This window comes from Streptomyces sp. NPDC002853, from assembly GCF_053591915.1.
Genome location: NZ_JBSFUS010000006.1, coordinates 239,444 through 262,688, shown reverse-complemented (window position 1 = coordinate 262,688; position 23,245 = coordinate 239,444). Strand labels below are relative to the sequence as shown.

Here is a 23,245-nt window from a genome sequence, read left to right as displayed (position 1 = left end):
CCCGCCAACTGCCGCCGGGTCGTAGCGTGTCCGTATGAGGAGCGCGAAAGAACGACTGGTGATCATCGGGGGCGACGCGGCGGGGATGTCCGCCGCGTCGCAGGCACGCAGGCTCAAGGGGCCGGACGAGCTGGAGATCGTCGCGTTCGAACGCGGCCACTTCACCTCGTACTCGGCCTGCGGCATCCCCTACTGGGTCGGCGGCGACGTCCCTTCGCGGGACGAGCTGATCGCGCGTACGCCCGAGGAGCACCGGGCCCGCGACATCGACCTGCGGATGCGTACGGAGGTCATGGAGATCGACGTCGAGGGCGGCCGGGTCCGCACACGGGACCTGGAGTCCGGCGCGGAGGCCTGGACGGCGTACGACAAGCTCGTGATCGGCACCGGTGCCCGGCCGGTCCGCCCGGCCCTGCCCGGCATCGACGCCCCCGGCGTGCACGGCGTACAGACCCTGGACGACGGCCAGGCGCTCCTGGACACGCTGGCCCGCACGCCGGGCCGCAGGGCGGTCGTCATCGGCGCCGGCTACATCGGCGTCGAGATGGCCGAGGCCCTGATCCAGCGCCGGTACCAGGTCACGGTCGTCAACCGCGGCGCGGAACCGATGTCGACGCTCGACCCGGACATGGGCCGCCTCGTCCATGACGCGATGTCCGGCATGGGCATCGAGATGGTGAACGGCGCGGAGGTCACCAAGATCCTGACCGGTGACGACGGCCGGGTCAGGGCGGTGGCCACCGAGGACGCCGAGTACCCGGCGGACGTGGTGGTGCTCGGCATCGGCGTGCGCCCCGAGACGGAGCTCGCCCGCGCGGCGGGTCTGCCGCTCGGTGAGTACGGCGGGCTGCTCACGGATCTCGCGATGCGGGTGCGGGGCCACGAGAACATCTGGGCGGGCGGAGACTGCGTCGAGGTCCTCGACCTGGTCTCGGGCCGCGAGCGCCACATCGCGCTCGGCACGCACGCCAACAAGCACGGCCAGGTCATCGGCTCGAACGTGGGCGGCAGTTACGCGACGTTCCCCGGTGTCGTCGGCACGGCCGTCAGCAAGGTCTGCGACCTGGAGATCGCCCGCACCGGTCTGCGCGAGAGGGAGGCGCGGGCGGCAGGGCTGAAGTACGTGACGGTGACCATCGAGTCGACGAGCCGCGCGGGCTACTACCCCGGGGCGGCCGTGATGACCGTCAAGATGCTCGCCGAGCGCCTCTCGGGACGGCTGCTCGGCGTCCAGATCGTCGGCCGTGAGGGCGCGGCCAAGCGCGTCGACATCGCCGCCGTGGCCCTGACGGCCCGGATGACGGTGGACCAGATGACGGCACTCGACCTCGGCTACGCACCGCCGTTCTCACCGGTGTGGGACCCGGTCCTGGTGGCGGCACGCAAGGCGGTCGCGGCGGTGCGGGCGGCGGGCTAGGGCCGCGAGGGGCGGGTCCGCACCGCGGACACGCCCCTTTCCCCTCCTCACCCATCACATTCAGGCGAGATTTTCAGCCAACTACGAAACGACTTCGTCAGCGTGTGGTCCGCGTGTGGACATGCTCCACGAGCCGCGTCAGGGCGTCGGGGTCCGTGGTCGGCAGGACGCCGTGGCCGAGGTTGAAGATGTGGCCCTCGAGCCCCGCCGCGGCGTCCAGGACCTCGTCCGTCTTGGCCTCGATCGCCTCACGCGTGGAGAAGAGGACCGCCGGGTCGAGATTCCCCTGCAGCGCCTTGCCGGGACCGACCCGCCGCACGGCCTCGTCCATCGGCACACGCCAGTCGACGCCCATCACGTCGGCGCCCGCCTCGCCCATCAGACCGAGCAGCTCGCCCGTGCCGACACCGAAGTGGATGCGCGGGACGCCGTACGAGGCCACGGCGTCGAAGACCTTCTGCGACGCGGGCATCACGGAGCGGCGGTAGTCGGCGGGGGCCAGCGCGCCCACCCACGAGTCGAAGAGCTGCACGGCGCTCGCGCCCGCCTCGATCTGCACCTTGAGGAAGGCGCCGGTGATCTCCGCGAGCCGGTCGAGCAGGTCGGCCCACAGCTGCGGGTCGCCGTACATGAGCGCCTTCGTGTTCTCGTGGTTACGGCTCGGACCACCCTCGACCAGGTAACTCGCGAGAGTGAAAGGCGCTCCGGCGAATCCGATGAGCGGGGTCGACCCCAGCTCGGCCGTCAGCATGCCCATCGCCTCGGTCACGTAACTCACGTCGTCCGGCGTCAGATCCCGCAGCTGGGCGAGGTCGGCGCGCGAGCGGATGGGGTTCGCGACGACCGGGCCGATGCCCGGCTTGATGTCCAGGTCGATGCCGATGGCCTTGAGGGGCACGACGATGTCGCTGAAGTAGATCGCGGCGTCGACCTTGTGCCTGCGCACCGGCTGCAGCGTGATCTCGGTGACCAGCTCCGGCATCATGCAGGACTCCAGCATGGCCGTGCCCTCGCGCACCTTGCGGTACTCGGGAAGTGAGCGCCCCGCCTGCCGCATGAACCAGACCGGCGTGTGCGGCACGGGCTCGCGCCTGCAGGCCTTCATGAAGGCTGAGTCGTACGTCGCTGCGTTCTGCTGGCCCGCGGGGCTGCTGCTGTTGGCACTCACGCGGAAAGTCTCGCACGGGCCCGCACGCCCCCTGCCCGGAGGGACACCCTGGCTTGACCGGGGCCCCTCTCACGGGTGTCTCTCCCTGCGCGAAGCCGCCGTTCCCCTTAATCTTCCCCGCATGGCTGCGGCTCAGGGACAACGGTCGGACGGCGCTGGCGAGATGGAAAGTACGGAGGGGAAGGTGGCGGATTCGGCTCCGTTGCCCTTTCGCGCGGCGGTCGACGCGCTGCGGGGGGCACGGCTTCGGCCCGAGATCGAGATCGACCCGACGCGGCCGCCTCAGCGCCTCGCCCCGCATGCGTACGCCCTGGAGGCGGCGGTGGTCGAAGGCGACGAGGATCTGGCGGACGGACGGCTCGTCCTGCTGCACGATCCGGCGGGGCACGACGCCTGGCAGGGCACCTTCCGCCTCGTCACGCTCGTCCGCGCGGAGCTGGAACCGGAGATGGCGGCGGATCCGCTGCTCCCCGAGGTCTGCTGGTCCTGGCTGACGGGCGCGCTGCAGGCGCGCGGTCTGGCCTGCGGGGAACCGAGCGGCACCGTCACGCGTGCGGGCTCGCACTACTTCGGCGGGCTCGCCGAGCGGCCGCCCGCGTCGCAGATCGAGATCCGGGCGTCGTGGACGCCGCGCGAAGGGCACGGCGGGGTGCCGGACACGGCGGCGCATCTCGCGGCGTGGTGCGATCTGCTCTGCCAGATCGCGGGGCTGCCGCCGGTGAACCAGGGGCACGGCGGCGACGGCTCGGTGGTGTCGCTGCCCCAGCGGCGGGGGCCGCAGACGCCGTGAGGGCGCCGTGCCGGGCGGCGGGATGCGTTCGAACGACACCGAACGGACCCGAACGGGCACTGGACGGACACTGGACGATCACGCGGATGAGCGATTCTGAACGACTGCGATTCGGGTTGATCTTCGGATGATCGAGCGCATGTCCGAATCGCCCGAATTGTTACTCACCAAATCGTGATCATTCTCTAAAGGCGGACGGGTTTGATGCCGAAGAGGTTGGTGACCTTGAAAGCACGGTTCGTCCCGGCTTCATCCCCGAGCCGGTTCAGTCCCGCACCCCAGGAGGCCTGGTGTCCGTTCTCCTCGAGCAGCCCGCAAGCCTGGTCGCCTACCGCCCGAACAAGCCGACCGCCATGGTCGTCGTGGCCGACCCGCGCGTCCGCTCCACCGTCACCCGCCACCTGTGGGCCCTCGGTGTACGCGACGTGATCGAGGCCTCGTCGATCGCGGAGGCTCGTCCCCGCATCGGCAACCCCCGTGACATCTGCGTCGCAGACGTCCACCTCCCCGACGGCTCCGGCCTGACGCTCCTATCGGAAACCCGCGCGGCGGGCTGGCCGAACGGCCTCGCCCTCTCCGCCGCCGATGACATCGGTGCCGTACGCAACGCCCTCGCGGGCGGCGTCAAGGGCTACGTCGTCACCGGCACCCGCAACAACGTCGGTCTCCCCACCCGCCCCGGCGCCGCGCCCATCGGCTCGGCCGCCGCCCGAATGCACCGCCGCCCGCCGGGCGCACCCAGCCACCCCGGTGGCTACCGAGAGCTGTCCGGCCGTGAGGTGGAGGTTCTCCGCCTCGTCGCGGAGGGTCAGTCGAACAAGGCCATCGGTGTCTCGATGGGGCTCTCCGCCCTGACCGTGAAGAGCCACCTCGCCCGCATCGCGCGCAAGCTCGGCACGGGTGACCGCGCCGGGATGGTGGCGGTGGCCCTGCGCACCGGAATCATCCACTGACTCATTTACACCCCTCGCGCGCCCGTCGACGGAACGTTCCGTCGACGGGCGCTGTGCATACACAGATACCCTTGACAGGTGACCGACGCCCAAGAGACCGCAGCAGACAGCTCACTGCGAACCACCGGAGGCGGCCCTCCGGACGACGTCGAAACGGCGCCGATCCCTTTGGACGAGCCGCGTGATGGCATCCCCCCGGTGGTCGCCGACGAGACCGCCCTCGCAGAGGTGATCGCCGCGTTCGCGGCCGGCAGTGGCCCCGTGGCCGTGGACGCCGAACGCGCGTCCGGCTATCGGTACGGCCAGCGTGCCTACCTCGTGCAGTTGCGCCGTGAAGGCGCGGGCAGCACCCTGATCGACCCCGTCGCCTGCCCCGACCTGTCGGGGCTCGGCGAGGCGATCTCCGGAGCCGAGTGGGTCCTCCACGCGGCCACGCAGGATCTCCCCTGCCTCCGTGAAATAGGCATGATCCCCACCAGCATCTTCGACACGGAGCTCGCGGGGCGCCTCGCGGGATTCCCCCGGGTCGGCCTCGGCGCGATGGTCGAGGGTGTGCTCGGCTTCGTCCTGGAGAAGGGCCACTCGGCGGTCGACTGGTCGACGCGCCCGCTGCCCGACCCCTGGCTTCGCTACGCGGCACTGGACGTCGAGCTGCTCGTGGACCTGCGGGACGCGCTGGAGAAGGAGCTCGACCGGCAGGGCAAGCTGGAGTGGGCCCGCGAGGAGTTCGACGCGATCTCCTCCGCGCCGCCTCCGCCGCCCCGCGTCGACCCCTGGCGGCGTACGTCCGGCATGCACAAGGTGCGTCGCCGTCGCCAGATGGCGGTCGTACGGGAGCTGTGGACCGCTCGCGACAAGGTGGCCCAGCGGCGTGACGTGTCGCCCGGCAAGGTGCTCAGTGACGGCGCGATCGTGGAGGCGGCGCTGGGGCTGCCGCCCAACGTGCACGCGCTCTCCGCGCTCACCGGCTTCGGGCACCGCATGGGGCGCCGTCAGCTGGAGCAGTGGCAAGCCGCCGTGGACCGGGCCAGAGCCCTGCCCGACTCCGAGCTTCCGCAGCCCGGACAGACCGTCTCCGGGCCGCCGCCGCCCCGCTCCTGGGCGGACCGCGACCCGGCCGCCGCGGCCCGCCTCTCCGCGGCGCGTGCGGCTGTCTCCTCCCTGGCGGAGGAGCTGAACATGCCCCAGGAGAACCTGATCACTCCGGACACGGTACGAAGGGTCTGCTGGGAGCCGCCGGGTCAGGTGGACGCGGATTCCGTGGCCGCGGCGCTGGCCTCGCACGGGGCGCGGCAGTGGCAGATCACCCACGTGACCCCGGCCTTGGTCACCGCCCTCACCCAAACCGCAACCTCGGCCTGACGACCGGCCCCCCGCGAACACCCTCGCCGCTCCGCGGCGGCTCACTCCCACCCACCCACCCGTTTCCCCGCAGTGCCGGGGCGAGCGGGTGGGTGGTTCGCGTCGGGGGCGCGGTGGGGCGGGAGGGAAGCGGGCACCACCGGCCGCGAGGAGCCCCTCACCCAGGCCCGACACGGAACAGGCGGATGCCGGGTGAACGGGCGGGTGGGTGGGGAGCATCCGCCGCGAAGCGGCGGGACAGGGGTGCCACCACCGGCCCGAGGGGAGCCCCTCGCCCACGCCCGGAACGGTTCCAGGCGGATGCCGGGTGAACGGGCGGGTGGGTGGGGAGCATCCGCCGCGAAGCGGCGAACAGGCACCACCAAGCGGGCCCGCAGGGCAAGTGTGACCTTCGCCTCCCCGAGCCGGGACTGGGCAGCATAGTTACCGACAAGTAGCATGGAACCCGGAAGCGCGCCGGCAGGCGCACCCGCACCCTGGAGGAGAGCCATCGTGCCTCGTACCGTCAGGGACGTCGTCTTCGTTGATGGCGTCCGCACCCCGTTCGGCAAGGCGGGCCCGAAGGGCATCTACCACGAGACCCGTGCGGATGACCTGATCGTGAAGGCCATCCGGGAGCTCCTTCGCCGCAACCCGGCCCTCGACCCCGCCAAGATCGACGAGGTCGCCATCGCCGCGACCACGCAGATCGGCGACCAGGGTCTGACGCTGGGCCGCACCGCCGGCATCCTGGCGGGCCTGCCCCAGTCCGTGCCCGGTTACTCGATCGACCGCATGTGTGCGGGCGCGCTCACCGCCGTCACGGCCACCGCCGGCTCCATCGCGTTCGGCGCGTACGACGCCGTCATCGCCGGTGGCGTCGAGCACATGGGCCGCCACCCCATGGGCGAGGGCGTCGACCCGAACCCGCGGTTCGTGAGCGAGAAGCTCGTCGACGAGTCCGCCCTCTTCATGGGCATGACCGCCGAGAACCTGCACGACCGCTACCCCACGATCACCAAGCAGCGCGCGGACGAGTACGCGGTGCGCTCGCAGGAGAAGGCCGCCAAGGCGTACGCCAACGGCAAGATCCAGCAGGACCTGGTGCCCGTCTCCGTACGCCGCACGAACGAGGAGGCCGGTGAGACCGGCTGGGGCCTCGCCACCGCCGACGAGCCGATGCGTCCGGGCACGACCCTGGAGAGCCTCTCCACGCTCAAGACGCCGTTCCGTACGCACGGTCGCGTCACCGCCGGCAACGCCGCGGGCCTGAACGACGGCGCCACGGCGTCGATCATCGCCTCCGAGGACTTCGCCCGCGAGAACGACCTGCCGGTCAAGATGCGGCTCGTGTCGTACTCCTTCGCGGGTGTCGAGCCCGAGGTCATGGGCTACGGCCCCATCCCGGCCACGGAGAAGGCGCTCGCCCAGGCGGGCCTTTCCATCTCCGACATCGGTCTCTTCGAGATCAATGAGGCCTTCGCCGTGCAGGTGCTCGCCTTCCTGGAGCACTACGGCATCGCGGACGACGACGCGCGCGTGAACCAGTACGGCGGCGCCATCGCGTACGGCCACCCCCTCGCCTCCTCCGGCGTGCGTCTGATGACGCAGCTGGCGCGGCAGTTCGAGGAGCAGCCGGACGTCCGCTACGGCCTGACCACGATGTGCGTCGGCTTCGGCATGGGCGCCACGGTCATCTGGGAGAACCCGAACCACAAGGACGCCGGAGGCGACAAGTGAGCAGCTCCACCAGCTCCACCACGGAGCTTCTGAAGGGCGCGGCCGAGCTGTTCCCGGACGAGGTCGTCACGCAGGCGCACGTACGCCACCTCGACCTGCCCGCGGGCGCCGGACGCTTCGCGCTCATCACGCTCGACAACGGCTTCGACCACACCAAGCCGACCACCTTCGGTCCGGGCTCGCTCGCGAACCTGAACACCGCGATCGACCAGGTCGAGAAGGAGGCGGCCGAGGGCACGATCGTCGGTGTCGGTGTCACCGGCAAGCCGTTCATCTTCGCCGTCGGCGCCGACCTCAAGGGCGTCGAGATCCTCAAGCGCCACGAGGACGCACTCGCCATCGGCAAGGGCGGCCACGAGGTCTTCAAGCGGCTCTCCGGCCTCGCCGTGCCGACCTTCGCGTACTACAACGGCGCCGCCATGGGCGGTGGCGTCGAGGTCGGTCTGCACTGCTCGTACCGCACCGTCTCCAAGGCGCTCCCGGCCTTCTCGCTGCCCGAGGTCTTCCTCGGTCTCGTACCGGGCTGGGGCGGCTGCGCGCTGCTCCCGAACCTGATCGGCGCGGACCGCGCGGTCTCGGTCATCATCGAGAACTCGCTGAACCAGAACCGCCAGCTCAAGGGCAAGCAGGTCTTCGAGCTCGGCATCGCCGACGCGCTCTTCGATGGCGCGGACTTCCTCGAGCAGTCGCTGATCTGGACGGCCTCCGTCCTCAACGGCTCGCTCACGGTGGACCGCCCCGAGATCGACCGTGGCGAGGCCTGGGACGCCGCTGTGGCGCGTGGCCGTGGCATCGCGGACTCCAAGGTGCACGGCGCCGCCCCGGCCGCCTACCGCGCCCTGGAGATCATCGAGGCCGCCAAGGACGGTGACCTGCAGAAGGGCTTCGACGCCGAGGACAAGGCGCTCGCCGACCTCATCATGGGCGGCGAACTGCGCAGCGGCATCTACGCGTTCAACCTCGTCCAGAAGCGCGCCAAGCGCCCGGCGGGTGCCCCGGACAAGAACCTGGCGCGCCCGGTCACCAAGGTCGGCGTCGTCGGCGCCGGTCTGATGGCCTCGCAGCTCGCGCTGCTGTTCCTGCGCCGCCTCGAGGTGCCGGTCGTGCTGACCGACATCGACCAGGCGCGCGTCGACAAGGGCGTCGGCTACGTCCACGAGGAGATCGACAAGCTCCTCCTCAAGGGCCGCGTCAACCAGGACAAGGCGAACCGTCTGAAGGGGCTCGTCTCCGGCGTGCTCGACAAGGCCGAGGGCTTCTCCGACGCCGACTTCATCATCGAGGCCGTCTTCGAGGAGATCGGCGTCAAGCAGCAGGTGTTCGCGGAGGTCGAGGCGGTCGCTCCGGCGCACGCCATCTTCGCCACCAACACCTCCTCGCTCTCGGTCACCGAGATGGCGTCGAAGCTGAAGCACCCCGAGCGGGTCGTCGGCTTCCACTTCTTCAACCCCGTCGCGATCCTGCCGCTCCTGGAGATCGTGCGCGGCGAGCAGACGGACGACGCCTCGCTGGCCACGGCCTTCGGTGTCGCCAAGAAGCTGAAGAAGACCGCGGTCCTGGTGAAGGACGCCCCGGCGTTCGTCGTGAACCGCATCCTCACCCGCTTCATGGGCGAGATCCAGAACGTCATCGACGAGGGCACCCCGGTCGCCGTCGCCGAGAAGGCCGTCGAGCCGCTCGGTCTGCCGATGTCGCCGCTGGTGCTGCTTGAGCTGGTCGGGCCCGCCATCGGTCTGCACGTGTCCGAGACCCTGAACCGCGCCTTCCCGGAGCGCTTCACGGTCTCCCCGAACCTCGCGGCGGTCGTCAAGGCCGGCAAGCGCGGCTTCTACGTCTACGACTCCGGCAAGCCGGAGCTGGACCCCGAGGTCGCCGCTCTCCTCAAGCAGGGCGACACCGTCCTGACCGAGGAGCAGACCCGCGACCGTGTGCTCGACGCCGTGGCGCAGGAGATCGGCCTCATGCTCGACGAGGGTGTCGTCGCCGAGGCGCAGGACATCGACCTCTGCCTGATCACCGGCGCCGGCTGGCCCTTCCACCTGGGCGGCATCACGCCGTACCTGGACCGTGAGGGTGTCAGCGAGCGCGTCACCGGCAAGCGGTTCCTGGCGCCGGGCGTGGCCAGCGTTCCCGCGTAACACCTCCGCGTACGGGCGATGCCCGGCCGTCCTGCTCGGGCGGCCGGGCATCGCCCGTTTCTGCGGTCGTTCGGCTACACGCGCGTCCACGCGTCGAGCGCGAGCCCCGACTCCGCCTTCTGCCGCGCGAGCCGCAGCGTGCCGTCGAGGCCGATGGTCGCCATCACCACGCGGTCCCGCGCGTCCAGCGCCAACGCCGGGGAGCCCAGGCAGGGTTCGCCGGTGGCGGCCCACCAGGCGCCCGCCTTCTCGTCCTGCGTGGGGTAGGCCGCGATGACCGGGCGGCCGTCCGCGCCCCGGTGGGCGAGGACCGTGCAGTCGTGGCCCTCTATCGTCGCGCGGAGGGCGGCCGTGTGGCCCGTGTCCGGGGCGCCGCCGAGCACGCGCGCGTCCTCGGCGTCGGAGCGGTGGGCGAGGACGCCCCTGCCGCGGACGTCGGTGGCGTAGTACGTCAGGCGGTCCGGGGCCGTCTCCAGGGCCGTGCCCGAGCCGGGTGCCGGGGGCAGCGGGATGTCGTCGGTGCGCTGGAACTCGGCGCCCTGCTTCTCCTGGGTCCAGTGCAGCGTCTTGTTCTCGGCCGGGCCGAAGACCTCCACCCGGCCGGTGGAGGTGGCGAGCGCCGTGATGCCGTCCAGGACCTCGCGGACCTTGAAGTCCTTCCAGCCCTCCCACTTGCCGCCCTTGCCCTCGCGCCGCAGCCGGACGCTGTTCACCGCGTCGCGCACGAAGACGTGGACCGTGCCGGAGGCGTCCACCGCGGCGGTCGGGGCGCCGAGGTGGGGGGCGCGCTCGACCATCTTGGTGTGCGGGTTGCCGAGCGAGCGCCAGTCCATGAGCGGGCGGCCCGACTGGTACTGGACGGCGTGCACGACGTCGACCTCCGTGCCGCCGCCGTCCTTGGGCAGCTTGCGCAGGGCGACGAAATGGACGTACCCGTCGGCGCCTTGGGCCAGCGTCAGGTGGGTCAGGTGCGGTGTCTCGAAGAGGTCGGGGCCCGTCCAGTCGGGGCCGCCGGGGCGGGACTCCGTCCAGCGCAGCAGGCCGTCCGCCGAGCGGGCGTAGGCGGTGAGCCTGCCGTCCTTGCCGCGCAGCAGCCAGCGGGCGGTCGCGAGGGTGCCGCTCGCCACGTGGCCGGCGGCGGCGGCCGTCGGGCGGGATGATTCCCGCTCGGGCCTGGGGGCGGACCTCTGCGGCATGACTCGGCGCGGACCTTCCTGTGGGCGTGCGTTTCTCCGGCTCGATCAGTCTAAGTTGCCGGTGTGCCAGGGTGGCGCCATGAGAACTCTCCTTGTCGTGGACGCCGCCAACGTCGTGGGCTCGGTGCCCGACGGCTGGTGGCGCGACCGGCACGGGGCCGCCGAGCGGCTGCGGGACAGGCTCGTCGCGTACGCCGACGAGGGCATCGCGGGGCATCCGGGGCCGCTGGAGGTCGTGCTCGTGGTCGAGGGCGCCGCCCGGGGTGTCGAGTCCGTCGAGGGCGTACGGGTGGTTCCCGCACCCGGCAGCGGCGACGACCGCATCGTGGAACTGGCCGCCGAGGCCGAGGGCCGCCCGTGCGTGGTCGTCACGGCCGACCGCGAGCTGCGCCGCAGGGTGGGCGAGTGCGGGGCACGGTCGGTGGGCCCGCGAACGGTGCGCGACGACTGACCTCTCCCCCGCCGCCCCGCGCCCGCCTCAGCGCTCGGCACGGGCGTACACCACCGCTCCCCCCACCTTCGCCACCGGCTCGTATCCGACGGCGAGGACCCGCCGCAGTGACGGCAGCCGCTCCGGGGCGAACGGCTTGCCCCTGGAGTCGTCGACGACGACCGCCGGTGGGTGCTCCGCCAGTTCCCGGCGGAAGACCTTCCAGGAGCCCTCGACCGCGTACCTCTCGCCCACCTGCGGCCCGTTCCTGCCCCCGCTGTAGTTGGTGAGCAGCCCCGCCGTGAGGTAGCGGCTCGCGGGAGGGCGGTCGGCGAGCCAGTACGCCTCCGGGTGTATCCCCCAGAACAGCACCTTGTCCTGCGGTGACGTCAGCGCCCGGACGCTCTCCGCGAGGCGCGTGGCGTGCGCCAGTTCGGGGCGCGGCGCCAGCATCCCCCAGGTCAGGAACAGCGCGCACGCCCCTGCCGTGACCGAGACCGCCGTCAGGGTGCGCTCGCGGGGCAGGATCTGCAGCGCTGCGGCGCCCAACAGGGCGAGGGGCGGGGTCAGTTGCAGGTAGTAGTGGCCGAAGAAGTGGAAGCCGACGAGGACGGCTCCCGCCGATGAGGCGAGCCAGAGCCACAGCTCCGTCGAGCCGGTGCGGGCGATGCGCAGGACCCGTACGACGGGCGGGATGATGCCGACGCAGGCCGCCGCGAGGATCGCCGCGTTGGTCAACCCGCGGAAGAGCACGTGAAGTTCGGAGCCGGTGAAGGATGCGTACGCGCCCGACCCCGTCACCGTCCAGAACAGGAACCCCGCGGGATCCGTGACCGCGGCCACCGCGAGGACCGGCCCGCACAGGCCGGCCCCCAGGCGCAGTACGTCCCTTCGGGCACCGCCCGCCTGCCACAGCAGCCACACCACCGGCACCAGGACCGCTCCCCCGGTCTGCTTGACCAGGAACGCACAGGCCACCGCGGCGCCCGCCGCGCCCCAGCGGCGCCGGTCGGCGCACCAGAGGGCGGCCGCGGTACACGGCAGCATGAAGACCTCGAAGGTGGCCGCCTGGACGTCCTCGGGGTTCAGGCCGACCGAGACGAGGAGATAGAGCACGCCCGCCGTACGGCCCGCGCCGTCGCCCCAGCGGCGCCTCGCGACGCAGACCAGGAGGACGGCGGTCAGGAGCTGGGCCGCGACCGCGAGCACCTTCAGCGGGAGCAGCGTCGCGTCGCCGAAGAGCGCGAACGCCGCCTCGTACAGCCAGGGGACGAGCGGCGGCTTGCGGTCGACGACCGTTTCGTAGAGCTCGCCCCCGTCGGCCAACATCCTTGCCTGGACGGCGAGATAGCCCTCGTCCGGGCTCCACAGCGGCCACCGGAAGGACGGGACACGGGTGACGCAGGCCAGTGCGGCGAGGAGCGGCAGCAGACGCGGCCAGTACGGCGCGAAGGCCTGCTCCGTGCGCGGGCGCGGCAGCCTCGGCCCGTGTACGGAGCGTGGTGATGCGGAGGGCTCGGCGAGCATGAGGTGCACGCTATCCGGCCCCGCAGTTCCCATCGGATCGGGACATACGGGGCCGGGCGATTGACCGGAAGTGACCGATGCGATTACCGGACGTCACCGGTCGGCTGCTGCTTGCCCTGCTGACCGAGCCGGCTGTGCGAGCGCCCGTACACGAAGTACACGACGAAGCCGAGCAGCATCCAGACGCCGAACCGCAGCCAGGTCTCGGCGGGCAGGTTCAGCATCAGCCACACCGAGGCCGCCACCGAGAGGATGGGCACCAGCGGCACCAGCGGGGTGCGGAAGGCGCGGGGCAGGTCGGGGCGGGTGCGGCGCAGGATGATGACGCTCAGGGCGACCACGACGAAGGCGAAGAGGGTGCCGATGTTCACCAGTTCGGCGAGTTCGTCGAGGCTGGTGAAGCCCGCGAGGATCGCGATGAGGACACCGAGCAGGATGGTCGGGCGGTGCGGCGTGTGGTACTTCGGGTGGACGTGGGAGAAGAACCGGGGCAGCAGTCCGTCACGGCTCATCGCGAAGAAGACGCGGGTCTGGCCGAGCAGCAGGATCATGCAGACGGTGGTGAGGCCGACGGCGGCGCCGAAGCTGATCACGCCGCCGTAGAAGGGATGCCCGGTGGCCTTGAAGGCGTCGGCGAGCGGGGCGTCCACGGACAGTTCGCTGTAATGCTGCATGCCCGTGACGACGATCGACACGGCGACGTACAGGACGGTGCAGATGAGGAGTGACCCGAGGATGCCGCGCGGCATGTCCCGCTGGGGCATCTTGGTCTCCTCGGCCGCGGTCGCCACGATGTCGAAGCCGATGAAGGCGAAGAAGACGATGGAGGCGGCCGTGAAGATGCCGAGGATGCCGAAGTTGGTGGGCTCGTAGCCGAACATCAACTGGATGAGCGGGGAATCGATGCTGTTGCCCGCGGTCACCGCCTCCGCCTTCGGGATGAAGGGCTTGTAGTTGTCCGCGTCGATGAAGAAGGCGCCCGCGATGATGACGATGAGGACGACGGCCACCTTGATGGCGACGATCACGGTGGTGACCCGCGCGGACAGCTTCATGCCGAGGACGAGGACGACCGTGAGGACAAGGACCAGCGCGGTGGCGAGGATGTCGAAGCTGAAGCCGTCGGCGGCATCGGGCCCGCTGAGCGCGTCGGGCAGCTTCCAGCCCGCGTTGTCCATCAGCGAGCGCACATAGCCGGACCAGCCGACGGCGACCACCGCCGTGCCGAGGGCGAATTCCAGGACCAGGTCCCAGCCGATGGTCCAGGCGGGCAGCTCACCGAGCGAGGCGTACGAGAAGGTGTACGCCGATCCGGCCACCGGCACGGTGGAGGCGAACTCCGCGTAGCAGAGCGCCGCGAGGGCGCAGACGACACCGGCGACGGCGAAGGCGATCGCGGTGGCGGGCCCCGCTGTCTCCTTGGCCACCGCTCCGGTCAGCACGAAGATGCCGGTGCCGATGACGACGCCGACGCCGAAGACCGTGAGATCAAGGGCGGACAGCGACTTCTTGAGCGCGTGCTCCGGCTCCTCGGTGTCCTGGATGGACTGCTCGATGCTCTTCGTTCTGAAAAGGCTGCTTGCCACGGACGTACCTCCACGCTTGTCGTCCTCGACATGATCGAGAGGGCGAGTACCCCGCAGGCCGTGGCGCGAGCCTATTCACGCGAATGGGCCGGTTCCACCACCCGTACAGGGTGTCGGAACCGGCCCATCGGCGGTGCTCGTTGACGTCAGTCGCGCGCGGGCTCACCGGCTTCGACGGAGTCGACGGCGGCCGTGCGCTCGAACTTTCCGTCCAGCTTGGCGACCAGGCCGGTCACCTGACGGGAGATGTCCGGGGCGGTCAGACCGATCTCGGCCATGACCTCCTTGCGCGAGGCGTGGTCCAGGAAGCGCGGCGGGATGCCGAAGTCACGCAGCGGTACGTCGACGCCCGCGTCGCGCAGGGCCTGCGAGACGGCCGAACCGACGCCGCCCGCCCGGGAGTTGTCCTCGACGGTGACGACGACGCGGTGCTTCTCGGCGAGCGGGGCGAGCGCCTCGTCGACGGGCTTGACCCAGCGGGGGTCGACGACCGTCGTCGTGATGCCCTGCTTGTTCAGGAGGTCGGCGATCTCCAGGCACATCGGCGCGAGCGCGCCCACGGAGACGAGCAGCACGTCGGGGCGGTTGGTGCCCGCCTTGCGCAGGACGTCCATGCCGCCGACCTTGCCGACGGCCTTGACCGCCGGGCCGACCGCGCCCTTGGAGTAGCGCACGACGGTCGGGGCGTCGTCGACCTCGACGGCCTCGCGCAGCTGGAGGCGGACCTGGTCGGCGTCGCGCGGGGCCGCGATGCGCAGGGTCGGCACGCACTGCAGGATCGACATGTCCCACATGCCGTTGTGCGAGGCGCCGTCCGTGCCGGTGACGCCCGCCCGGTCCAGGACGAAGGTGACGCCGCACTTGTGCAGGGCCACGTCCATCAGGAGCTGGTCGAAGGCGCGGTTGAGGAACGTCGCGTACACCGCGAAGACGGGGTGCAGGCCGCCGGTGGCCAGGCCCGCGGCGCTCACCGCGGCGTGCTGCTCGGCGATGCCGACGTCGTAGACCCGGTCGGGGAACTGCTCGGCGAACTTCTTCAGACCGACCGGCTGGAGCATGGCGGCGGTGATCGCGACGATGTCCTCGCGCTCGTGGCCGAGCTTGACCATCTCCTCGCCGAAGACGGACGTCCAGTCCATGCCGCCCGCGGCGATCGGCAGGCCCGTGTCGGGGTGGATCGGGCCGATGCCGTGGAAGTGGTCGGCGTCGTCCTCCTCGGCGGGCTTGTAGCCGCGGCCCTTCTCGGTGATGCAGTGCACGATGACGGGGCCGCCGAAGCGCTTGGCGCGCACCAGGGCGGACTCCAGGGCCTCGATGTCGTGGCCGTCGATGGGGCCGACGTACTTCAGGCCGAGGTCCTCGAACATGCCCTGCGGGGCGATGAAGTCCTTGAGGCCCTTCTTCGCGCCGTGCAGCGTCTCGTACAGGGGCCGGCCGACGACCGGGGTGCGCTCCAGGAGGTCCTTGCCGCGGGCCAGGAAGCGTTCGTAGCCGTCGGTGGTGCGCAGGGTCGCCAGGTGGTTCGCGAGGCCGCCGATGGTCGGGGCGTACGAACGCTCGTTGTCGTTGACGACGATCACCAGGGGGCGGTCCTTGGCGGCGGCGATGTTGTTCAGCGCCTCCCAGGCCATGCCGCCGGTGAGCGCGCCGTCACCGATGACGGCGACGACGTGGTCGTCCTTGCCCCGCACCTCGTTGGCCTTGGCGAGGCCGTCGGCCCAGCCGAGGACCGTCGAGGCGTGCGAGTTCTCGATCACGTCGTGGTCGGACTCGGCGCGCGAGGGGTAGCCGGAGATGCCGCCCTTGGTGCGCAGCTTGCCGAAGTCCTGGCGGCCGGTGAGCAGCTTGTGCACGTAGCTCTGGTGGCCGGTGTCGAAGAGCACCTTGTCCTGCGGGGAGTCGAAGACGCGGTGCATGGCGATCGTGAGCTCGACCACGCCGAGGTTGGGGCCGAGGTGGCCGCCTGTCTTGGACACTGCGTCGACGAGGAAGGCGCGGATCTCGCCGGCCAGCTGGTTCAGCTCCTCCGGGCTGAGCCGGTCCAGATCGCGCGGTCCCCTGATGCGGGTCAGCAGCGGCACCCGTGCCTCCTTGCAGTAGAGCTGTTCGAGCGTTGACCGGAATGTTGCCGGGCTTGTTGAGTCTAATGTTCCGCCGTTGCGGACGGCGTCCGGGCCGTGAGTTCCGCGTCACGCGATCGGCGGTGTCCGGCCCCCGCACAGAGAGCTGCCCGGCACCGCTCCATTGCGGTACCGGGCAGCTCTGCTCTGGGTTCTGGCAGGTCAGGCGCGGCCTGCCGTCTTCTGGGTCTTGCGCGTCACGGAGTCGATCACAACCGTGGCGAGCAGTACGCCACCGGTGATCATGTACTGGACCGGCGTCGCGATGCCTTCGAGCGCCAGGCCGTACTGGATCGAGGTGATGACCATGACACCCAGGAGGGCGTTCCAGGTGCGGCCGCGGCCGCCGAAGAGGCTGGTGCCGCCGATGACGGCCGCCGCGATGGCGTTCATCAGGAGGTCACCGGTGCCGGCGCCCTGGTTGGCCGCGGCGATCTTGGAGGCCATGAAGAGGCCGCCCGCCGCCGCGAACGTACCGGCGATCGCGTAGACCGACGTACGGATCAGGGTGACGTTGATGCCCGCGCGGCGGGACGCCTCGACGCTGCCGCCGAGGGCGAAGACCTTGCGGCCGTAGCCGGTGCGGCGGAGCACGAAGTCGGTGCCGACCAGGACCACCAGGAAGATCACCAGGGCGAGGGGCAGGCCCTTGTACTGGTTGAACATGATCGCGGCGGCGAAGGCCACCACGGCGAGCACCGCGGTACGGACGATGATCTCGCTCAGCGGCCTGGACGGGACACCGGCGGCCTCGCGGCGGCGGCTGTCCAGGAAGGAGGAGAGGAAGAAGGCCGCGACCGCGACGATCGCGAGGCCGTAGGCCGCGGCGACGTCCGTGAAGTAGTACGAGGTCAGCTTGGCGATCAGGCCTTCGGAGTCCAGGTTGATGGTGCCGTTGTCACCCAGGATCTGGAGCATGAAGCCCTGCCAGAACAGCAGGCCCGCCAGGGTGACGGCGAACGCCGGGGCGCCGATGCGCGCGAAGAAGAAGCCGTGGATGGTGCCGATCACGGTGCCGGAGAGGATGGCGACGAGCAGCGCGATCCACTCGGGGGCGCCGTGCGTGACGGCGAGAACGGCGGCGACCGCGCCCGCGACACCGCTGACCGAGCCGACCGACAGGTCGATCTCGCCGAGCAGCAGCACGAAGACGATGCCGACGGCGATCATGCCGGTGCCGACCATGGCGACGGAGATGTTGCTGAGGTTCTCCGCGGTCATGAAGCGCGAGTTCATCGAGGCGAAGATCGCCCAGATGATGATGAGGCCCGCGACGACCGGGATGGAGCCCAGGTCACCGGCGCGCATCTTCCGCTTGAACTCGGTGATGTAGCCCGCGAAGCCCTGCTCGCGCACCAGGAGGCGCGGGTCGACCGCGGTGACGGCGTCGGCGGCGGCCGCCGGGGCGTCGACGGGTGCGTCGCCGGGCGTGGAGGTCTTGTCGATGCTGCTCACTTCTGGGCCTCCCCATTGCGCGCCGCGCGACGGGTCACGGCATTGTCCGTGGCGCCCGTGATGGCGGAGATGATCTCTTCCTGCGAGGTGGACTTCACGTCGAAGACGCCGTTGTTCCGGCCGAGCCGGAGCACCGCCACCTTGTCCGCGACGGCCTTGACGTCCGCCATGTTGTGGCTGATGAGAATGACCGCGTGGCCACGCTCACGCAGCCGCTCCACCAGGTCGAGGACCTGGGCGGTCTGCTCCACGCCGAGTGCGGCGGTGGGCTCGTCGAGGATGACGAGCTTGGGCTCGCCGAGCATCGAGCGGGCGATCGCCACCGTCTGGCGCTGACCGCCGGAGAGCGAGGCGATCGGGATGCGGACGCTGGGTATGCGGATCGACAGCGTGGTGAGCAGCTCGCGGGCGCGGCGCTCCATCTCGACCTCGTTGAGCACACCGCGCCTGCGCAGCTCACGACCGAGGTAGAGATTGCCGACGACGTCGATGTTGTCGCACAGCGCGAGGTCCTGGTAGACGGTCGCGATGCCCAGGTTCTGGGCGTCGTGCGGCTTGTTGATCGATACGGCCTTGCTCTCCCACTCGATGACGCCGTCATCGATGGGATGCACGCCGGCGATCGTTTTGACCAGCGTGGACTTTCCTGCGCCGTTGTCGCCGACCAGGGCGACCACCTCACCGGCGTGGACCTCAAGCTCGACGTCGGTGAGCGCCTGGACGGCACCGAATCGCTTGGAGACCCCGCGCAACGCCAACACGGGCGTAGCGGACACGTGAACCATCTCCTTCGCCGCCTGACCGGCGGGAGGTTGAACAGAAGAGAACGAGAAGAACGAGAAGAACGCAACGAACGAAAAGACCTGTACGCGACCGGTGCGCGTTTCTGTCCGGCGCCCCGCCTAGAGCTGCGGGGCTGTTGGAACGGGGCGCCGGACAGGCCTCAATGGTGGTGAAGTCCCGGGCTGGAGCGGGGACTTACTTCAGGCCGACCTTGGCGCAGTCGGCCTTGTACTTGGCGGTGCAGATCTCGTCGACCGCGTAGATCCCGTCCTTGATGACGGTCTCCTTGATGTTCTTGTCGGTCAGCGAGACGACCGGCACGAGCACGGTGGGAACGTCCTTGGCGGTGGGGCTGTCGACGGTCGTCTTGGCGATCGAGTCGAGCTTCTCGCCCTTGCCGAGCGCGACGGCCATCTTCGCGGCGACCTCGGCCTCCTGCGGGTAGGACTTGTAGACGCTCATGAACTGCTCGCCCGCGACGATGCGCTGCACACCGGCGAGTTCGGCGTCCTGGCCGGTGACCGGGGGAAGCTTGCTGATGCCGGCGGCCTTGAGGGCGGTGATGATGCCGCCCGCCATGCCGTCGTTCGCGGAGTAGACGCCGTCGATCTTGTCCTTGCCGATGGAGGAGATCGCGCCCTCCATGTTGGCGTTGGCGTTCTCCGGCTTCCACTCCTTGGTGTCGTACGACTTGCCGATCTTGACCTTGCCCTTGAGCTCGGACTCGGCGCCCTTCTTGAAGAGCTTGGCGTTCGGGTCGGTGATCGCGCCGTTCATCATCACGATCGTGCCGCCCTTGGCCTTGTCGCCGAGGGCCTCGATGAGGGCCTTGCCCTGGACGCGGCCGACCTCTTCGTTGTCGAACGAGGTGTACGCGTCGATGGGGCCCTCGGCGAGGCGGTCGTACGCCACGACCGGGATGCCGGCGTCCTTGGCCTTCTTGACCGAACCGGCGATGGCCTTGGAGTCCACCGCGTCCACGATCAGCACGTCCACCTTGTTGGTGATCATGGTGTCGGCCTGCTGGTTCTGAACGGAAGCGTCCTGCTTGGCGTTGGCGTAGGTGATCTTGCCCTTGCCGTCGGTCAGCTCCTTGACGTGCTTCTCGATCAGCGGCTTGTCGAACTTCTCGTAACGCGCGGTCTGGTTCTCCGGCAGGAGCAGACCTATGTTCAGCGCGTCGCCCTTCTTCGAGCCGGAGCCCGCTTCATCCTTGTCACCGCCGGACTCCTTGGCGCTGCCACAGGCAGCAAGGGTGACGGCCATGGTGGTGGCGGCAACGGCAACGGCGGCACGACGCATACGCGTGTTCATTCGGGAACCTCCCTGACGTGGCCGCGTCGTTGCGGCCGAGGTGGCTCGAAGTCAACTCGGCCGCCACACCAGCGTCAAGGAGTAAATCCTTAACGAGATGACAACGGTGCCATGCGTTATCTAAGTGAAGGCAGGTGCGGTGGCGGGCAGAGAGCCGTCCAAAAGGGTCGAATCGCCCATTTCGCTGAGCGCGAGAGCCAGCGCCCCGAGCACCTCCGCGCGGCCGCCCAGCGCCCCGGGAAGGACGGACAGCTGCCGGGCCGCGCTGGGGATCGCGTAGCGCCCCACGGACTCCCTGATGGGCCCCAGGACCAGCTCACCGGCCTCCGCCAGGTCGCCGCCGAGGACGACCCTGCTGGGGTTCAGGAGGTTGCAGAGATTCGCCACACCGCTGCCGATGTGGCGGCCGACGTCGGCGATCACCCGCCGGCAGCCCGGGTCGCCCTCGCGCGCCAGGGCGACCACGCGCTCCATGGTCAGCTCGGTGCCGTGGCTGGACTGGAGCAGGGGCAGCACATAGCGGGCCGCCGCGAAGGTCTCCAGGCAGCCGCGGTTGCCGCAGCGGCAGACCGGACCCGACTCGTCCAGGGTGATGTGCCCGATCTCGCCGGCGGTGCCGCCGGGGCCGCGGTAGATCCGTCCGCTGATCACCAGGCCGGCGCCGACACCGCTCGCGACCTTGATGTACGCCAGGTCCCTGACCCCGCGGCCGCTGCCCCACACCAGCTCGCCGAGCGCGCCGAGGTTGGCGTCGTTGTCGACGTGCACGGGGACGCCGAGGCGGTCCTTGAGCTCCTCCGCGGGCTTGGTGCCGGTCCAGCCCGGCAGGATCGACGTCGAGCCGAGCGTCCCGGACTCGACGTCGATGGGGCCCGGCACGCCGAGGCCGATGCCCGCGATCTTCGCGCGGTCCACGCCGGTCACCCCGATCAGCCTGCTGACCAGCTGTTCGGCGCGGTCGAAGCCCTGCGCGGCCGACGCGTCCACGTCCAGCGGCTCGGACTCCTCGGCGAGCACCTGGTGGGCGAGGTTCCCCACCGCCACGCGCAGGTGCGTGTGGCCGAAGTCCACGCCGATGACGATGCCCGCATCGCCGCTGAGCGAGACGCTGCGGGCCCTGCGGCCACCTGCCGAGGTGGGCGTGACCTCGACCGTTCCGCCGTCCTTGAGCTCCCGGACGATGTTGGAGACCGTGGCCGCGGACAGTCCCGTCGTCCTGGCGATCTCCGCCTGAGTGAGCGATCCGGCGAGCCGTACGGCACGTACGACCCGCTCGAGATTGGCCCGGTGCAGCGACGACTGCGACCCCGGAGTCTCCATTGACTCAGCCACCCTTTTCCGTATGACGTAACAGCGACGTCGCTGCCCGTACAAGTTGTGAACTCCAAGCTCTGCTGAACGGGTTGGCGCAGTCAAGTCCTTGACCCAAATCGGCACCCTTGAACAGCGGGACAGGCCGGGTCCAAGTGGCGAGGATGCACCCCAAACCACCCAGACCCGGCCTGTGCGGGTCGATCCGTTACTTGACCGAACCCGCGGTGAGACCCGAGACCACGTGCCGCTCGATGAAGGCGAAGAGCACGATGACCGGCACGATCGCCACCACGGAGGCCGCGAAGAGGTAGTTCCACTCCACGGTGTAGGCGCCGATGAAGTTGTTGATGCCGACGGTCAGCGGCTGCTTGTCGGGCTCGGTGGTGAGCGTGAGGCCCATCACGAACTCGTTCCACGAGGTGATGAAAGTGAAGATCACCGCGGTCACCACGCCCGGCAGCGCGAGCGGCAGCGTCACCTTCACCATCGCCCCGAAGCGGCTGGTGCCGTCCACCATGGCCGCCTCCTCGAGCTCCTTCGGGATGGAGCCGATGTAGGCCGTCAGGATCCACACCGCGAACGCAAGGTTGAACGCCGCGTTCGTGATGATCAGCGTCCAGACCGAGTTGAGCATGTCCAGCTGGTGGAACTCGCGGTAGAGACCGACCAGGAGGGCGGTGGGCTGGAACATCTGCGTGATCAGGACGAGGAGCAGGAAGGCCTTGCGCCCGCGGTAGCGCATGCGCGCGGTGTAGTACGCGGCGGGCAGCGAGACCAGGAGCACCAGGAGCGTGGCACCGCCCGCGACGAGCAGCGTCACCTGGAGGTTCTGGCCGAGCTCCGACTCCTTCCAGACCTCGATGAAGTTCGACCACTCCAGGTTGCTCGGGAGATACGTCCGGTCCCGCAGCTCCTCCTTGGGCCGGAGCGCGGTGATCACCATCTCCAGGTACGGAGCCAGGAAGATCGCCGCCAGCGCCCAGGCGACCACGGTGATGACCAGGGTGCGCGGCCGGAACGTGCGCTTGGCCTTGAGCCGGGGCGCGGGACTCTTCGGGGACCCCGCGCGGGTCTGGGTCGCGGTGGCCATCAGTCCTCCTCGTTCCAGCGGCTGACCTTCAGGAAGATCAGCACGAGCACGACGACCATCGCGAAGTTGACCACGGACATGGCGGCGGATTCACCGATGTCGGTCTCCTTCAACTTGTACATGAACACCATGGTCGTGGAGGTGTCATAGCCGGGGCCGCCCTGCGTCATGGCCCAGATGATCGGGAAGGAGTTGAAGACGTTGATGAGGTTGATGACCACGCCGACCAGGAACGCGGGCCGCAGCATCGGCACGGTGATGTGCCGGTACGTCTGCCAGGGGCTCGCCCCGTCGATCCGCGACGCCTCGTAGACCTCGTGCGGGATGGTCTGCAGACCGGCGAGCAGCGTGTACGTGGTGAAGGGCAGCGACACGAAGATCGCCACGGCCATCATCCAGGGCCAGGCCGTCTCCGGTGTGCCGAGCCAGTCCTTCGATTTGTCGATGAGGCCGAGGTCCAGCATCAGCGTGTTGAGCACGCCCGCCGTCTGGTTGAGCATCCACTTGAAGCCGATCGCGGTCATCAGGACGGATGCCGCCCAGGGCGCGATGAGCGCCCAGCGGGTGACGGTGCGGCCGGGGAACTTCTGGTTGAAGAGCTGGGCGAGGGCCAGCGAGAGGAGCATCGTCACGCTCACGACGACGACGGTCCAGATGACCGTCCAGAGCAGGACCGCCCCGAAGTCGGTCTCCTCGAAGAGCTTCTTGTACTTGTCGGTCCCCGCGCTGCCGCGCACGATGCCGGCGATCGAAATGTTGAGGAACGAGGTGCGGATCAGCTCGACGACCGGCCAGATGACCACGGCGAGGATCAGCAGGATGACGGGCGCTATCCAGGGCAGCGGGCCGAGCCGGGCGATGCCGCTGCGGCGGCTCACCGGCC

The 23,245-nt window shown here is 70.0% G+C and carries 18 protein-coding genes; 7 read left to right on the top strand and 11 right to left on the bottom strand.

The window, feature by feature from the left end; translation table 11 throughout:
* Positions 1 to 34 precede the first annotated feature (34 nt).
* Entirely contained in the window at positions 35 to 1,417 is a 1,383-nt protein-coding gene (locus ACWD02_RS18300) for an FAD-dependent oxidoreductase (RefSeq protein WP_451211331.1), read from the top strand.
* Between the two features lie 97 nt (positions 1,418 to 1,514).
* On the opposite strand, the gene hemE is transcribed toward ACWD02_RS18300, so the two are convergent.
* The gene (gene hemE / locus ACWD02_RS18295; protein WP_451211329.1) at positions 1,515 to 2,585 is read right to left on the bottom strand and encodes a uroporphyrinogen decarboxylase; all 1,071 of its coding nucleotides are present in this window, start codon (positions 2,583 to 2,585) and stop codon (positions 1,515 to 1,517) included.
* 121 nt (positions 2,586 to 2,706) lie between these two features.
* On the opposite strand from hemE, the gene ACWD02_RS18290 reads away from it, so the two are divergent.
* The 5 genes from ACWD02_RS18290 to ACWD02_RS18270 all read left to right on the top strand — a co-directional run bounded on the left by ACWD02_RS18290 (position 2,707) and on the right by ACWD02_RS18270 (position 9,547).
* Positions 2,707 to 3,375 carry a DUF3000 domain-containing protein gene (locus ACWD02_RS18290; protein ID WP_451211326.1) on the top strand — a complete coding sequence of 223 codons (669 nt, stop codon included), beginning with the start codon at positions 2,707 to 2,709 and terminating at the stop codon, positions 3,373 to 3,375.
* Between the two features lie 290 nt (positions 3,376 to 3,665).
* Entirely contained in the window at positions 3,666 to 4,328 is a 663-nt protein-coding gene (locus ACWD02_RS18285) for a response regulator transcription factor (protein WP_160507754.1), read from the top strand.
* A gap of 78 nt (positions 4,329 to 4,406) precedes the next feature.
* Positions 4,407 to 5,690 carry an HRDC domain-containing protein gene (locus ACWD02_RS18280; RefSeq protein ID WP_451211323.1) on the top strand — a complete coding sequence of 428 codons (1,284 nt, stop codon included), beginning with the start codon at positions 4,407 to 4,409 and terminating at the stop codon, positions 5,688 to 5,690.
* 492 nt (positions 5,691 to 6,182) lie between these two features.
* Positions 6,183 to 7,409 (top strand): thiolase family protein, encoded by a 1,227-nt coding sequence (locus ACWD02_RS18275; protein WP_451211320.1) that lies wholly within the window; start codon positions 6,183 to 6,185, stop codon positions 7,407 to 7,409.
* Positions 7,406 to 9,547: a 3-hydroxyacyl-CoA dehydrogenase NAD-binding domain-containing protein gene (locus ACWD02_RS18270; RefSeq protein WP_451211318.1), complete on the top strand. Its 2,142-nt coding sequence runs from the start codon at positions 7,406 to 7,408 to the stop codon at positions 9,545 to 9,547. Before ACWD02_RS18275 ends, ACWD02_RS18270 begins: the two co-directional genes overlap by 4 nt.
* Positions 9,548 to 9,621: 74 nt before the next feature.
* Here ACWD02_RS18270 and ACWD02_RS18265 read toward each other — a convergent pair whose 3' ends face one another.
* Positions 9,622 to 10,743 (bottom strand): hypothetical protein, encoded by a 1,122-nt coding sequence (locus ACWD02_RS18265; RefSeq protein ID WP_451211315.1) that lies wholly within the window; start codon positions 10,741 to 10,743, stop codon positions 9,622 to 9,624.
* 79 nt (positions 10,744 to 10,822) lie between these two features.
* Between ACWD02_RS18265 and ACWD02_RS18260 the strand changes: the two genes are divergently transcribed.
* On the top strand, positions 10,823 to 11,194 hold the full coding sequence (locus ACWD02_RS18260) for an NTP pyrophosphohydrolase (RefSeq protein WP_451211312.1): 372 nt from the start codon (positions 10,823 to 10,825) through the stop codon (positions 11,192 to 11,194).
* Positions 11,195 to 11,221: 27 nt separating this feature from the next.
* On the opposite strand, the gene ACWD02_RS18255 is transcribed toward ACWD02_RS18260, so the two are convergent.
* The 9 genes from ACWD02_RS18255 to ACWD02_RS18215 all read right to left on the bottom strand — a co-directional run bounded on the left by ACWD02_RS18255 (position 11,222) and on the right by ACWD02_RS18215 (position 23,240).
* The gene (locus ACWD02_RS18255; RefSeq protein WP_451211310.1) at positions 11,222 to 12,700 is read right to left on the bottom strand and encodes an ArnT family glycosyltransferase; all 1,479 of its coding nucleotides are present in this window, start codon (positions 12,698 to 12,700) and stop codon (positions 11,222 to 11,224) included.
* 83 nt (positions 12,701 to 12,783) lie between these two features.
* Positions 12,784 to 14,286, bottom strand: coding sequence for an amino acid permease (locus tag ACWD02_RS18250; RefSeq protein WP_451211307.1), 1,503 nt, complete (start codon positions 14,284 to 14,286; stop codon positions 12,784 to 12,786).
* Positions 14,287 to 14,432: 146 nt separating this feature from the next.
* Positions 14,433 to 16,367, bottom strand: coding sequence for a 1-deoxy-D-xylulose-5-phosphate synthase (gene dxs / locus ACWD02_RS18245; protein ID WP_451211304.1), 1,935 nt, complete (start codon positions 16,365 to 16,367; stop codon positions 14,433 to 14,435).
* Between the two features lie 201 nt (positions 16,368 to 16,568).
* Positions 16,569 to 17,861, bottom strand: coding sequence for a sugar ABC transporter permease (locus ACWD02_RS18240; protein ID WP_451211301.1), 1,293 nt, complete (start codon positions 17,859 to 17,861; stop codon positions 16,569 to 16,571).
* The gene (locus tag ACWD02_RS18235; protein ID WP_363209857.1) at positions 17,858 to 18,646 is read right to left on the bottom strand and encodes an ATP-binding cassette domain-containing protein; all 789 of its coding nucleotides are present in this window, start codon (positions 18,644 to 18,646) and stop codon (positions 17,858 to 17,860) included. Before ACWD02_RS18235 ends, ACWD02_RS18240 begins: the two co-directional genes overlap by 4 nt.
* Before the next feature lie 193 nt (positions 18,647 to 18,839).
* Positions 18,840 to 19,958 carry an ABC transporter substrate-binding protein gene (locus ACWD02_RS18230; protein WP_451211297.1) on the bottom strand — a complete coding sequence of 373 codons (1,119 nt, stop codon included), beginning with the start codon at positions 19,956 to 19,958 and terminating at the stop codon, positions 18,840 to 18,842.
* A gap of 120 nt (positions 19,959 to 20,078) precedes the next feature.
* Entirely contained in the window at positions 20,079 to 21,278 is a 1,200-nt protein-coding gene (locus tag ACWD02_RS18225; protein ID WP_451211294.1) for an ROK family transcriptional regulator, read from the bottom strand.
* Between the two features lie 199 nt (positions 21,279 to 21,477).
* Positions 21,478 to 22,362 (bottom strand): carbohydrate ABC transporter permease, encoded by an 885-nt coding sequence (locus ACWD02_RS18220; RefSeq protein WP_451211291.1) that lies wholly within the window; start codon positions 22,360 to 22,362, stop codon positions 21,478 to 21,480.
* Entirely contained in the window at positions 22,362 to 23,240 is an 879-nt protein-coding gene (locus ACWD02_RS18215; protein ID WP_451211288.1) for a carbohydrate ABC transporter permease, read from the bottom strand. The genes ACWD02_RS18220 and ACWD02_RS18215 overlap by 1 nt, the downstream gene beginning before the upstream one ends.
* Between the last annotated feature and the right edge of the window lie 5 nt (positions 23,241 to 23,245).